A 14,256-nucleotide genomic window follows, 5' to 3' on the forward strand; every position below is an offset into this window, starting at 1 on the left:
CTGCGTATGGCGGCCGCCTAAGGCGAAGCCGTCATCCGGCAGAAGGCGATACTCACTTGAACCCGTATGCATTACCGGCGATAATTCACGCCAATAAGCGATTTATCTATCAAACCCTTCCTCGTCGGGCCTAACGACGCGGAGGGGTTTTTTTATACTTATTTTTTACGTTCCACGACTGTGAAAAGAGGTCATATCCATGAGCACTTTAGGTCATCAATACGATAACTCCCTGGTATCCAATGCCTTTGGCTTCCTGCGTCTGCCGATGAATTTCATGCCCTACGACAGCGATGCTGACTGGGTTATCACCGGCGTCCCGTTCGATATGGCGACCTCCGGGCGCGCGGGCGGCCGTCATGGCCCGGCGGCGATCCGTCAGGTTTCCACCAATCTCGCCTGGGAGCACAACCGTTTTCCGTGGAACTTCGACATGCGCGAACGCCTGAACGTGGTTGACTGCGGGGATCTGGTGTACGCCTTCGGCGACGCGCGCGAAATGAGCGAGAAGCTGCAGGCCCACGCCGAGAAGCTGCTGGCGGCCGGCAAGCGCATGCTCTCCTTTGGCGGCGACCACTTCGTTACGCTGCCGCTGCTGCGCGCCCACGCCAAGCACTTCGGTAAAATGGCGCTGGTGCACTTCGATGCCCACACCGACACTTACGCCAACGGCTGCGAGTTCGACCACGGCACCATGTTCTACACCGCGCCGAACGAAGGGCTCATCGATCCGAACCACTCCGTACAGATCGGTATTCGCACCGAATTCGATAAAGATAACGGTTTCACCGTGCTTGATGCGGGCCAGGTTAACGACCGCAGCGTCGATGACGTGATTGCCCAGGTGAAGCAGATCGTTGGCGATATGCCGGTGTACCTGACCTTTGATATCGACTGCCTGGATCCGGCGTTTGCGCCAGGAACCGGTACCCCGGTTATCGGTGGGCTCACCTCTGACCGCGCGATCAAGCTGGTGCGCGGTCTGAAGGATCTGAACATCGTCGGGATGGACGTGGTGGAGGTCGCTCCGGCCTACGATCAGTCCGAAATCACCGCCCTGGCGGCGGCGACCCTCGCGCTGGAGATGCTGTACATCCAGGCGGCGAAGAAGGGCGAATAACCCGAGGTCACCCCAACCCTCTCCCTTCCGGGGAGAGGGTACCGCACGGCACAGGGGGTTAATCAAGGCGCCGGACGGTTGCTCCTGCTGGCCGGGAGAGGGCCGACCCGCAGGAGAGGGTTCATCAGGTGCTTAAAACACGTTAAATGGATATTCGACGTAGAACCGCACTTCATTACCGCTGACGTTATAGTCGCTGGCGTTGCTGGAAACCCGCAGTACCGAATAGCGAAGCCTGAATTTCAAATCTTTCGCCGCCCCGTTTTGCACCTGGTATTGAACCTGGTTGAACCATTCATGTTCTTTGCCGTTGCTGGTCTCTGACGTTTTAATGTTATCCCCTCGCACGTAGGCGGTGGTCCAGGTCAGCCCCGGTAGCCCCAGCCCGGCAAAATCCAGTCCATACGATGCCTGCCAGGAGCGTTCATCTTCCCCGTTAAAATCAGACCAGTAGGAGTTGGCCAGCCAGATGGTGTTCCCGCCATCGCCGACGCCGCCCTGGTTCTGGTAGCCGCCGTAGTGGTAGCCGGTGCTGCCGCTGCTTTGCTGGTAAGCGACCTTAAAGGTATGGATATCCCAGATGTAGCTGGCGGCCAGGCTCCAGATACTGTTGCTGCGTCCGGTGTCATTGGCATCGGCATATTGCTGATCCAGGCGTGAGTGATAGCCGTTGAAGTCGAGAACCAGCTGTTGGTTGGCGGCGAACGGCTGCTGATAGTTCAGGCCGAGATACTGTTTGTTCAGCACATCTTCGACATGCGACGCGTACAGCGCGCCGCTGAGCTGGTCGTTGAACCGGTAGCTGGCGCCGCCGAAGGACAGGCTTTTCAGACCGCTGTTATGGCTGTCGTCGCTTTTACGCTGCTGATCGGTCAGGTAGCCGGCATTAATTTCCAGACCGTCGATTTCGCGTGAGGTCAGCATGGTGCCGGTATAGCTCTCGTACAGCAGACGTGAATCATCGGCGTAGACGATGGGCAACATCGGGCGCTGACTGCCGTAGCTGAGCACGGTATTCGAAAAGCGCATTTTGCCGGTGGCGCCGAATTTCGCGAGGTCGGATTTTGCCCGGCCGTCGTCATCCTGGGCGAAAAAGTCGATCCCGCCCGCGCCGCTGCGGCCGCGGCCGCCGTCGAGGCGCACGGCGTACTGGGCGATGCCGTCCACGCCGAAGCCGACCGGTCCCTCGGTAAAGCCGGATTCGAAGGTGGCGATAATTCCCTGGCCCCATTCGGCTTTATCCGGCAGCCCATCGCGATAATCGCGTTTGATATACGCGTTACGTAAAAAGAGATCCAGATGGCTGTCTTCAATAAAGCCCTGGCTGGTAGATTGTTGGCTGGCGAAAGCCGGCGCGGCGGCAATAATGCCAAGTGCGATGAATGATAATTCTTTTTTCACTGAGGGCACTTCTCTGTCTGTCGATATATTCAAGGGAATCACTGCAATCGCGATATTCTCCTGAAATAATGTCAAAAGCAATCATTGTGTGAGCAATGGTATCGGCAGGAAACAAGCGGTGTGGCGCATGCTGGCCAGGTTTGGCGAAGAGGGGTGGACTATTTAATATTTGGTCTAACCCGGCTCTGAAAGGCGGATTGTGTACGCCGTTTTTCATTTGCCAAATAATATTTTGCTGAGTGACAGCATATAAAATAATTGGCTGCGACGAGGTGAAATAATAATTAACGGTTTGTGCGCTTAAGTTATCAATTGATGCGGCTAAATATTTTTACTGGCAGATATAAAAGGGAGGCAGTCATGCCTCCCGCTGGCGATTATTTAATCCCGTCGGCCTTCATGCGATCGCGAATATGCTGGGCGCGCGCTTCTGAGGCCGGGTGATCGTCAAACATCGAGCTCTGACGGCCGGCTTCCAGCTTGGCCAGTTTCTCGAAGCTGGTGGCCAGTCCCGACGGATTGATGCCGCGCTTACGCAGCAGGTCGTAAGAGTAGTCGTCCGCTTCCGATTCCTGGCGCTGGGAGAACTGCGAGTTCACCAGTTTTTCACCCAGATCGCCGAGCTGCGACTGGGACAAGCTGCCGACGATGCCGCCGGCGGAGGCCGCCGCCGCGCGCACGGCGTTGGTGCCCAGGGCGACCTGCATGCCTTTCTTCACATGGCCCAGCGCGACGTGGCCCATTTCATGGCCGATCACCGCCTCGACTTCATTATCGTTCATCAGATCCATCAGCCCGCTGTAGACGCGGATGCAGCCGTTAGCCATGGCGAAGGCGTTGACATCCTTGGTCTCATAGACCTTGTAGTTCACGGGCTGACCATTGATGTTATCGCCCAGCGCGGCCGCGATTTTGTTCAGCCTCTGGCTGTATTCACTGCTGGCCGGGGCGATTTTCGCTTTGGCGTCCATCTCTTTACAGGCCTGGTCGCTTAAGGTTTTCACCTGCGCGTCGCTGAGGGAGTATGCCTGGAAGGCTTCGGCCCCTGAGCTGAGCAGACCGTTGGAGTCCATGTTCTGACATCCGGTGAGCGTTGCTGCGATCCCAAGAGCAAGTACGGTTGAGCGAATTTTCATTTTTTATCTTCCACAATCTTATGGTTGTTTATCCGACAATACGGCGACGGCAGGGAACCGTATTCTGCGTAAATTATAAAGAGTATCGCAGGATGCGGGCGAGCGGATTCCGGCGTAGCACAACCTGTTCCAGAGATTTCTTAAAGGGCAAAAGGATGCTCCATGTACATGACTTGTCGCTTGGGTTACATTGTTCACACTTTTTTCCGGCGTAGCCCAAAACGCGCTCTCGTCAAGTCGTTAAGGGCATGGCCTTCAACAGTCCGAACTGGAGTCAAAATGTCCTCACGTAAAGAGCTTGCTAACGCTATTCGTGCGCTGAGCATGGACGCTGTACAGAAAGCCAAATCCGGCCACCCGGGTGCCCCGATGGGTATGGCTGACATTGCCGAAGTGCTGTGGCGTGATTTCCTGAACCATAACCCGAACAATCCGGCCTGGGCTGACCGTGACCGTTTTGTACTGTCCAATGGCCATGGTTCGATGCTGATTTACAGCCTGCTGCACCTCACTGGCTACGATCTGCCGATTGAAGAGCTGAAAAACTTCCGCCAGCTGCACTCCAAAACGCCGGGCCACCCGGAAGTCGGCTACACCGCGGGCGTGGAAACCACCACCGGTCCGCTGGGCCAGGGTATCGCTAACGCGGTCGGGATGGCTATCGCCGAGAAAACCCTGGCGGCGCAGTTCAACCGTCCGGGCCACGACATCGTCGACCACTACACCTACGCCTTCATGGGCGACGGCTGCATGATGGAAGGCATTTCTCACGAAGTGTGCTCCCTGGCCGGTACCCTGAAGCTGGGCAAACTGGTGGCCTTCTATGATGACAACGGCATCTCCATCGACGGCCACGTTGAAGGCTGGTTCACCGACGATACCGCCAAACGCTTTGAAGCCTACGGCTGGCACGTGGTGCGCGGCGTTGACGGTCACGACGCTGACGCCATCAAACGCGCAGTAGAAGAAGCGCGCGCGGTCACCGACAAACCGTCCCTGCTGATGTGCAAAACCATCATCGGCTTCGGTTCGCCGAACAAAGCCGGTACCCACGACTCCCACGGCGCGCCGCTGGGCGACGCCGAAATCGCCCTGACCCGCGAAGCGCTGGGCTGGAAACACGCGCCGTTTGACATCCCGTCTGACATCTATGCGCAGTGGGACGCCAAAGAAGCCGGTCAGGCGAAAGAAGCGGCATGGAATGAGAAGTTCGCTGCTTACGCCAAAGCCTTCCCGCAGGAAGCAGCCGAATTCACCCGTCGTATGAAAGGCGAGATGCCGTCTGACTTCGACGCAAAAGCCAACGAGTTCATCGCGAAGCTGCAGGCCAACCCGGCGAAAATCGCCAGCCGTAAAGCCTCTCAGAACGCCATCGAAGCTTTCGGTCCGCTGCTGCCGGAATTCCTCGGCGGTTCCGCTGACCTGGCGCCGTCCAACCTGACCCTGTGGTCTGGTTCTAAGCCGATCAACGAAGACACCGCGGGTAACTACATTCACTACGGCGTGCGTGAGTTCGGTATGACCGCTATCGCCAACGGTATCGCGCTGCACGGCGGCTTCCTGCCGTACACCTCCACCTTCCTGATGTTCGTGGAATACGCGCGTAATGCGGTACGTATGGCCGCGCTGATGAAACAGCGTCAGGTGATGGTCTACACCCACGACTCCATCGGTCTGGGCGAAGATGGCCCGACTCACCAGCCGGTAGAGCAGGTGGCTTCTCTGCGCGTAACGCCGAACATGTCCACCTGGCGTCCGTGTGACCAGGTTGAATCCGCGATTGCATGGAAATATGGCGTCGAGCGTCAGGACGGCCCGACCGCGCTGATCCTCTCCCGTCAGAACCTGGCGCAGCAGGAGCGTACCGAAGAGCAGCTGGCGAACGTGGCCCGCGGCGGTTACGTGCTGAAAGATTGCGCCGGCCAGCCGGAGCTGATCTTCATCGCCACCGGTTCCGAAGTGGAGCTGGCGGTTGCCGCGTGGGACAAACTGACCGCCGAAGGCGTGAAGGCGCGCGTGGTCTCCATGCCGTCCACCGACGCGTTCGACAAGCAGGATGCGGCCTACCGTGAATCCGTACTGCCGAAAGCCGTGACCGCGCGCGTTGCCGTGGAAGCGGGTATTGCTGATTACTGGTTCAAATACGTTGGCCTGAACGGGGCGATCGTTGGCATGACCACCTTCGGTGAGTCTGCGCCGGCTGAGCAGCTGTTCGAAGAGTTCGGCTTCACCGTCGACAACGTGGTCGCTAAAGCGAAAGCGCTGCTGTAATTGCGGTTACGGTGCGGGCTGATGCCCGCAACCCAACCCTCTCCCACAGGTGAGGGGGCAAACGCCAAAAACGGTAACCCCTGGGTTACCGTTTTGCTTTTACCTCGCCACCCGGCTTTTTTGTATCTGCTATTCCTGAACCATGTAATACGGTTGTAAATTATTCCAGCGAAAATGTGATGTGAGTCATATGGCTGGTTTATTGCGCTGGACAAACATTCCTTTTATTCCTCGTTTGGCTTATTCTAGCTGAAGCGTTTCAGTCGTTTAAATGTTCGACAATTAATCAATCAGTCGCAGTTTGCAGCTGGTAAGGTTTCCCTCAGAGCGTAGCTGGATTACTCTGTCAGCCACCTCATAACAGGGACAGCCTTGCAGGAGATCTATGACCATTCGCATCGCGATTAATGGCTTCGGTCGTATTGGACGCAACGTGGTTCGTGCGCTATATGAATCCGGGCGCCGTGCGGAAATCACCGTGGTGGCTATCAATGAGCTGGCGGATGCTGCGGGCATCGCGCATTTGTTGAAATATGACACCAGCCATGGCCGTTTCGCCTGGGATGTTCGTCAGGAGCGCGAGCAGCTGTTTGTTGGCGATGATGCCATCCGTTTGCTGCACGAGCCGAGCATTGCGGCGCTGCCCTGGCGCGAGCTGGCGGTAGACGTGGTGCTCGACTGTACCGGCGTTTACGGGAGCCGTGAACACGGTGAGGCGCACCTGCAGGCTGGGGCGAAGAAAGTGCTCTTCTCCCATCCCGGCGGCAACGACCTCGACGCGACGGTGGTGTACGGCGTCAATCAGGATGAACTCCGCGCCGAGCATCGCATTGTCTCCAACGCCTCCTGCACCACCAACTGCATTATTCCGATCATTAAACTGTTAGATGATGCCTATGGCATCGAGTCCGGCACCGTCACCACCATTCACTCGGCGATGCATGACCAGCAGGTGATTGACGCCTACCATCCGGATCTCCGGCGTACCCGCGCGGCCAGCCAGTCGATCATTCCGGTGGATACCAAACTGGCGGCAGGGATCACCCGTATTTTCCCGCAGTTTAATGACCGTTTTGAAGCGATTGCCGTGCGGGTGCCGACGATAAACGTGACGGCAATTGACCTGAGCGTGACGGTCAAAAAACCGGTAAAAGCATGTGAAGTCAACCAGTTGCTGCAAAAAGCAGCACAAGGTGCATTTCATGGTATAGTTGACTATACGGAATTACCGTTGGTCTCAACAGATTTTAACCACGATCCGCACAGCGCCATCGTCGATGGCACGCAAACCCGGGTCAGTGGCGCGCATCTGATCAAAACGCTGGTCTGGTGCGATAACGAATGGGGCTTTGCTAACCGAATGCTCGACACGACGTTAGCGATGGCGGCTATTGGTTTCAGGTTCGACGCGTAAACGTCGACAAAACTTTATGAATCAACGAGAGGATTCACCATGTCTGTAATTAAGATGACCGATCTGGATCTGGCTGGTAAACGCGTTTTTATCCGTGCGGATCTGAACGTACCAGTTAAAGACGGGAAAGTAACCAGCGACGCACGTATCCGTGCCTCTCTGCCGACCATTGAACTGGCGCTGAAGCAGGGCGCGAAAGTCATGGTTACTTCTCACCTGGGTCGTCCGACCGAAGGCGAGTACAACGAAGAATTCTCTCTGCTGCCGGTTGTTAATTACCTGAAAGACAAACTGTCCAGCCCGGTACGTCTGGTTAAAGACTACCTGGACGGCGTGGAAGTCGCTGCCGGCGAGCTGGTGGTGCTGGAAAACGTTCGCTTCAACAAAGGCGAGAAAAAAGACGACGAAGCGCTGTCCAAAAAATACGCCGCGCTGTGCGACGTGTTCGTGATGGACGCTTTCGGTACCGCGCACCGCGCGCAGGCTTCCACCCACGGTATCGGCAAATTTGCTGACGTGGCGTGCGCAGGCCCGCTGCTGGCCGCTGAACTGGACGCGCTGGGTAAAGCGCTGAAAGAGCCGGCTCGTCCGATGGTCGCTATCGTCGGTGGTTCTAAAGTATCCACCAAACTGACCGTGCTGGATTCCCTGTCTAAAATCGCTGACCAGCTGATCGTCGGCGGCGGTATCGCCAACACCTTCGTTGCCGCTCAGGGCCACAACGTCGGTAAATCCCTGTACGAAGCGGATCTGGTTGATGAAGCCAAGCGCCTGCTGAGCACCTGCGATATCCCGGTTCCGACTGACGTTCGCGTCGCGACCGAGTTTTCCGAAACCGCAACGGCGACTCTGAAATCTGTTAACGACATTAAAGATGACGAGCAGATTCTGGACCTCGGCGACGTTTCCGCACAGAAACTGGCTGACATCCTGAAAAACGCCAAAACCATCCTGTGGAACGGCCCGGTTGGCGTATTCGAATTCCCGAACTTCCGTAAAGGGACTGAAATCGTGGCTAACGCTATCGCGGACAGCGAAGGTTTCTCCATCGCCGGCGGCGGCGACACCCTGGCAGCGATCGACCTGTTCGGCATCGCTGACAAAATTTCCTACATCTCCACTGGCGGCGGCGCGTTCCTTGAATTCGTCGAAGGCAAAGTCCTGCCGGCAGTAGCGATGCTCGAAGAGCGCGCTAAGCAGTAATTCAGTTCAGGCGGGGAAACCCGCCTGTTTTTCAGCGCGCTTAAGGGCTCGCGAACCTTCTTCAACGGTCGAAGATACAGATACAGGACTAAGTAACATGTCTAAAATTTTTGATTTCGTAAAACCGGGCGTCATCACTGGCGACGACGTTCAGAAAGTGTTCCAGGTAGCGAAAGAAAACAACTTTGCACTGCCGGCGGTAAACTGCGTAGGTACTGACTCCATCAACGCCGTTCTGGAAGCTGCTGCGAAAGTTCGCTCTCCGGTTATCGTTCAGTTCTCTAACGGCGGCGCGGCGTTCATCGCAGGTAAAGGCGTGAAAACTGACGTTCCTCAGGGTGCTGCTATCCTCGGCGCTATCTCTGGCGCGCACCACGTGCACCAGATGGCTGAGCACTACGGCGTGCCGGTTATCCTGCACACTGACCACTGCGCGAAGAAACTGCTGCCGTGGATCGACGGCCTGCTGGACGCGGGTGAAAAACACTTCGCCGCTACCGGCAAACCGCTGTTCTCTTCTCACATGATCGACCTGTCTGAAGAGTCTCTGCACGAAAACATCGAAATCTGCTCTAAATACCTGGCGCGCATGGCCAAAATGGACATGACCCTGGAAATCGAACTGGGTTGCACCGGTGGCGAAGAAGACGGCGTGGACAACAGCCACATGGACGCTTCCGCCCTGTACACCCAGCCGGAAGACGTGGATTACGCGTACACCGAGCTGAGCAAAATCAGCCCGCGCTTCACCATCGCCGCTTCCTTCGGTAACGTACACGGCGTGTACAAACCGGGTAACGTCGTTCTGACCCCGACTATCCTGCGCGACTCTCAGGAATATGTTTCCAAGAAACACAACCTGCCGCACAACAGCCTGAACTTCGTCTTCCACGGCGGTTCCGGTTCTTCCGCTCAGGAAATCAAAGACTCCGTCAGCTACGGCGTAGTGAAAATGAACATCGATACCGACACCCAATGGGCAACCTGGGACGGTATCCTGCAGTACTACAAAACTAACGAAGCTTACCTGCAGGGCCAGCTGGGCAACCCGAAAGGCGAAGACCAGCCGAACAAGAAATACTACGATCCGCGCGTATGGCTGCGTGCTGCACAGACTTCCATGGTGACTCGTCTGGAGCAGGCATTTAAAGAGCTGAACGCGATCGACGTTCTGTAAGAAAAATCTGTTTCTTACCCTGAAGCCCGCAGCAATGCGGGCTTTTTTATTAGCTTAACAACAGGATAGCGCGGCAGAAAACTGTGATCCATTTGGCAAAACGTGCACTTATTGTTTACCCTATAACCTGACTGCCCTGTCGCAGGCTGAGTTATTTACTTCCCCCTGGGGGATTCATAAGGAATGTTAAATGGAAGATTTGAACGTTGTCGATAGCATCAACCACGCCGGGACGTGGCTGGCACGCAACCAGGAGCTGCTGCTGAGCTATGCCGTCAACATCGTCGCGGCTATCGCTATCCTGATCGTCGGGATGATCGTGGCGCGCGTCGTCTCTAACACCGTCAACCGCCTGATGCTGGCGCGTAAAATTGACGCCACCGTTGCCGATTTCCTCTCCGCGCTGGTGCGCTATGCGGTTATCGCCTTTACGCTGATTGCCGCCCTGGGCCGCGTGGGCGTGCAGACCGCCTCGGTCATTGCGGTGCTGGGCGCCGCGGGTTTAGCCGTCGGTCTGGCGCTGCAGGGGTCACTGTCTAACCTCGCGGCTGGCGTACTGCTGGTGATGTTCCGCCCGTTCCGCGCCGGTGAATATGTCGATCTCGGCGGCATTGCGGGTACCGTACAGAATGTGCAGATTTTCTCCACGACCCTGCGCACCGTCGATGGCAAAATCGTGGTGGTGCCGAACGGCAAAATTATCGCCGGCAACATCATTAACTTCTCCCGCGAACCGGCGCGCCGCAATGAGTTTATTATCGGCGTCTCTTACGATGCCGATATCGACAAGGTGAAGCAGCTCCTGACCTCGATTATCGAATCTGACGATCGTATTCTGCGCGATCGGGAAATGACGGTGCGCCTGAACGAACTCGGCGCCTCGTCGGTGAACTTCGTGGTGCGCGTGTGGAGCAAAAGCAGCGATCTGCAAAACGTCTACTGGGATATCCTCGAGCGCATCAAGCGTGAATTTGACGCCAATGGCATCAGCTTCCCGTATCCGCAGATGGATGTTCATGTGGTGCGCCTGCCGGAAAAAGCCGAGTAAACCACCACTCAGTGACTCAGGCCGGCCATGCCGGCCTTTTTTAATGGCTCATTATTAGCTTCGCTTATTAATGATTAATACTTTCAATTTCCGCTAATAATTTATTCGCGTTATAGTCAGCGCCACTCTCGAAGACAGCGGAAAAATCCTCATGTTTACCTATTACTTTCAGGGCCTTGCCCTGGGAGCGGCAATGATTTTGCCGCTTGGCCCACAAAATGCTTTCGTGATGAACCAGGGCATCCGTCGTCAGTATCACCTGATGATTGCCTTGCTGTGCGCCGTCAGCGACTTGCTGCTGATCTGCGCCGGCATTTTTGGCGGCAGCGCGCTGCTGATGCAGTCTCCCTGGCTACTGGCGCTCGTGACCTGGGGCGGCGTGGCCTTTTTACTGTGGTACGGCTTTGGCGCGCTGAAGACGGCGTTCAGTCAGAATCTTGAGCTCGCCAGCGCCGAGGCGATGCAGCAGGGGCGCTGGAAAATCATTATCACTATGCTGGCGGTCACCTGGCTGAATCCGCACGTTTATCTGGATACGTTTGTGGTGCTGGGCAGCCTGGGAGGCCAGCTGGCGATGGAGCCGAAGCGCTGGTTTGCGCTGGGAACCATTAGCGCCTCTTTCCTGTGGTTCTTTGGTCTGGCGCTGTTGGCCGCCTGGCTGGCGCCGCGGCTGCGTACCGCCAGAGCCCAGCGGATCATCAACATTGTGGTCGGCGCCGTCATGTGGTTTATTGCGTTTCAGCTGGCAAAAGAGGGCGTCGTCCATATCCAGGCGTTGCTCAACTAAGCGTTGTCCGATGGACTTTCCTGCTGTACGCGCTAAGCTTGCTGGCATGCGTCCCGTAAGGGCGATTTAAGTAACATGGAGAAACGACAGTGAAGTTAAAAGTCTTAGCCCTGGCGGCAACACTCGGATTTAGCACGATGGCGGCACAGGCAAGCGAATTGCCGGACGGTCCGCACATTGTGACTTCAGGCACAGCAAGCGTTGCTGCGGTTCCAGATATCGCTACCCTGGCGATCGAAGTGAACGTGGCGGCAAAAGATGCCGCATCGGCAAAAAAACAGGCTGACGATCGCGTTGCGCAATACCTTTCTTTCCTCGAAAAGAGCGGCATTGCGAAAAAAGACATCAACTCGGCGAATCTGCGTACCCAACCTGATTACGACTATCAGAACGGGAAAAGCATTCTGAAAGGCTATCGCGCGGTGCGCACCGTCGAAGTGACCTTGCGCCAGCTGGATAAACTCAACGGTCTGCTGGATGGCGCCCTGAAAGCCGGTCTGAACGAAATTCGCTCCGTCTCGCTGGGCGTTGCGCAACCGGACGCTTACAAAGATAAAGCGCGTAAAGCGGCGATCGACGACGCCGTGCACCAGGCGCAGGAGCTGGCCGCAGGTTTCCACAGCAAGCTGGGGCCGGTGTACAGCGTGCGCTACCATGTCTCTAATTATCAGCCGAGCCCGATGGTTCGCATGATGAAGGCCGCTGACGCTGCGCCGGTTTCCGCCCAGGAAACCTACGAGCAGGCGACTATCCAGTTTGACGACCAGGTCGACGTCGTGTTTGAACTGCAGCCGGCGCAGGCCGCGGCTCCGGCGAAACCGGCTGAAGCGCCGAAACCGGCCCAGTAAACGAGAGAAACAAAAAAGCCACTTCAGCGAAGTGGCTTTTTTTATGCCCGCGGTTTAATCCTGACGCAGCACCTTGTGACCGTAGTCGATGAGCGCATCGGTCACCCGCCGCATCATGCGGCTTTCCGGGGCAAAGCGGTGCCAGTAGAGCATACGGCGCTGAAACAGGCCGGGAGTGAGATCGATAAGCTCGCCGCTGTTGAGCTCTTTTTCGATCTGCAGATGCGGGATCATACAGCAGGTAGTGCCCTGGCGCGCCAGCTGGACGAAGGCTTCCGACGAGTTGACGATATGGCAGGGGACGCTGCCCGGTGGCAGGTCGAAGTTTTGCTGCAGAAAGGCCTGATGCATATCGTCCAGATGGTCGAAGGCGACGACCGGGGCTTTCAGCAGCGCCGAACGCGTTACGCCGTTCGGGAAGTAGCGTTGCGCAAACTCTTTTGAGGCAACAAACAGGTAATCGAGCGCGCCGAGCTGATCCACCAGGCAGCTTGGCAGCGCCTGTGGCTGGATACTTACCGCGCCGACCACTTCGCCACGGCGCAGGCGCTCCTGGGTGCGGGTTTCATCTTCCACCTGCAGGTTGAGACGAATAGGGGAGTCCGACAGCACATTAGCCAGCGCCGGCAGCAGCCAGGTCGCCAGACTGTCGGCGTTCACCGCCAGCGACAGCAACAGCGGCGTGGAGCCAGTCTGCTCGTCGCCCAGCCACTCCTCTTCCAGCAGTTCAACCTGGCGCAACAGAGCCAGCAATTTTTGTCCTTGCTCGGTTGGGCGCGGCGGCACGGTACGTACCAGCAGCGGCTGGCCGAACATATTTTCCAGCTGCTTAATTCGCTGTGAGACGGCGGACTGGGTAATACATAGCTTCTGCGCGGCGCGCTCAAATCCTCGTTCTCTAATCACCGCGTCCAGCGCTTGTAGTGTCCTGTAGTCCGGTCGTTTCATTATTCTGGCGTGCCCCCATAACTAATCGTTATCTCGCACTATGACATAAATTTTTATTTGATACAGACGAAATTGGTCTGCTCTGTTGTGTGATCTGCATCGCAGGGACATTTCCACTGTCGATGTTCTATAATGCGCCACAGGCATTCACATCTCGGACCATGATTATGACGCAGGATGAACTGAAAAAAGCGGTAGGTTGGGCAGCGCTGCAATACGTACAGCCAGGGACCATTGTGGGCGTTGGCACCGGCTCGACGGCGGCCCATTTTATTGACGCGCTGGGCACCATGAAAGGGCAGATCGAAGGGGCGGTCTCCAGCTCCGATGCCTCCACCGAGAAGCTGAAAAGCCTCGGGATCACCGTCTTCGATCTCAACAGCGTCGATCGCCTGGGGATCTACGTTGACGGCGCGGATGAGATCAACGGTCACATGCAGATGATCAAAGGCGGCGGCGCGGCGCTGACCCGTGAGAAGATCATCGCTTCGGTGGCCGATAAATTTATCTGCATCGCCGATGCTTCCAAGCAGGTCGATATTCTGGGCAAATTCCCGCTGCCGGTTGAAGTCATTCCGATGGCGCGCAGCGCCGTTGCACGCCAGCTGGTCAAGCTGGGCGGTCGTCCGGAATACCGTCAGGGCGTGGTGACCGATAACGGCAACGTGATCCTTGACGTGCACGGCCTGGAAATTCTCGATGCTATCGCGCTGGAAAACGCGATTAACGGCATTCCTGGCGTCGTGACCGTAGGGCTGTTCGCCAATCGCGGCGCCGACGTGGCGCTGATCGGCACCGCTGACGGTGTGAAAACCATCGTAAAATAGTCTGTCCGCAGGGAGCCAACCGGCTCCCTCGCAAATATTTTTTCACCTGGTGCAATTTAGTGACTTCTGTCACATT

Annotated in this window: 12 protein-coding genes; 9 read left to right on the plus strand and 3 right to left on the minus strand. The window is 56.7% G+C overall.

Going from position 1 to position 14,256, the window contains the following annotated elements:
• Positions 1-199 precede the first annotated feature (199 nt).
• Entirely contained in the window at positions 200-1,120 is a 921-nt protein-coding gene (speB, locus tag QLG03_RS14945; RefSeq protein WP_004205166.1) for an agmatinase, read from the plus strand.
• 132 nt (positions 1,121-1,252) lie between these two features.
• Here speB and QLG03_RS14950 read toward each other — a convergent pair whose 3' ends face one another.
• On the minus strand, positions 1,253-2,521 hold the full coding sequence (locus QLG03_RS14950; RefSeq protein ID WP_023290988.1) for an OprD family outer membrane porin: 1,269 nt from the start codon (positions 2,519-2,521) through the stop codon (positions 1,253-1,255).
• A 377-nt stretch (positions 2,522-2,898) separates the two neighbouring features.
• Positions 2,899-3,657 (minus strand): M48 family metallopeptidase, encoded by a 759-nt coding sequence (locus tag QLG03_RS14955; protein ID WP_017899781.1) that lies wholly within the window; start codon positions 3,655-3,657, stop codon positions 2,899-2,901.
• 279 nt (positions 3,658-3,936) lie between these two features.
• On the opposite strand from QLG03_RS14955, the gene tkt reads away from it, so the two are divergent.
• The 7 genes from tkt (at position 3,937) to QLG03_RS14990 (ending at position 12,405) form a co-directional block, all read left to right on the plus strand.
• Complete coding sequence (gene tkt, locus QLG03_RS14960; RefSeq protein WP_044524697.1) at positions 3,937-5,928, plus strand: transketolase; 1,992 nt, start codon at positions 3,937-3,939, stop codon at positions 5,926-5,928.
• Between the two features lie 385 nt (positions 5,929-6,313).
• Entirely contained in the window at positions 6,314-7,342 is a 1,029-nt protein-coding gene (gene epd, locus QLG03_RS14965) for an erythrose-4-phosphate dehydrogenase (protein ID WP_072413556.1), read from the plus strand.
• Between the two features lie 39 nt (positions 7,343-7,381).
• Positions 7,382-8,545, plus strand: a complete 1,164-nt coding sequence (gene pgk, locus QLG03_RS14970) for a phosphoglycerate kinase (protein ID WP_023290986.1) — start codon at positions 7,382-7,384, stop codon at positions 8,543-8,545.
• 97 nt (positions 8,546-8,642) lie between these two features.
• Positions 8,643-9,722: a class II fructose-bisphosphate aldolase gene (gene fbaA, locus QLG03_RS14975; protein WP_008806452.1), complete on the plus strand. Its 1,080-nt coding sequence runs from the start codon at positions 8,643-8,645 to the stop codon at positions 9,720-9,722.
• 190 nt (positions 9,723-9,912) lie between these two features.
• On the plus strand, positions 9,913-10,770 hold the full coding sequence (locus QLG03_RS14980; protein ID WP_023290985.1) for a small-conductance mechanosensitive channel MscS: 858 nt from the start codon (positions 9,913-9,915) through the stop codon (positions 10,768-10,770).
• A gap of 151 nt (positions 10,771-10,921) precedes the next feature.
• Entirely contained in the window at positions 10,922-11,557 is a 636-nt protein-coding gene (gene argO / locus QLG03_RS14985; RefSeq protein WP_048298259.1) for an arginine exporter ArgO, read from the plus strand.
• Between the two features lie 89 nt (positions 11,558-11,646).
• Positions 11,647-12,405 carry an oxidative stress defense protein gene (locus QLG03_RS14990; RefSeq protein WP_023290983.1) on the plus strand — a complete coding sequence of 253 codons (759 nt, stop codon included), beginning with the start codon at positions 11,647-11,649 and terminating at the stop codon, positions 12,403-12,405.
• 54 nt (positions 12,406-12,459) lie between these two features.
• Here QLG03_RS14990 and argP read toward each other — a convergent pair whose 3' ends face one another.
• On the minus strand, positions 12,460-13,353 hold the full coding sequence (gene argP, locus QLG03_RS14995) for a DNA-binding transcriptional regulator ArgP (RefSeq protein ID WP_002916497.1): 894 nt from the start codon (positions 13,351-13,353) through the stop codon (positions 12,460-12,462).
• 167 nt (positions 13,354-13,520) lie between these two features.
• Between argP and rpiA the strand changes: the two genes are divergently transcribed.
• Positions 13,521-14,180: a ribose-5-phosphate isomerase RpiA gene (gene rpiA, locus QLG03_RS15000; protein WP_002916495.1), complete on the plus strand. Its 660-nt coding sequence runs from the start codon at positions 13,521-13,523 to the stop codon at positions 14,178-14,180.
• Positions 14,181-14,256: the final 76 nt, after the last annotated feature.

Source organism: Klebsiella sp. V115_8 (assembly GCF_029967715.1).
In the GTDB taxonomy this organism is placed as follows: Bacteria; Pseudomonadota; Gammaproteobacteria; order Enterobacterales; family Enterobacteriaceae; genus Klebsiella; species Klebsiella quasipneumoniae.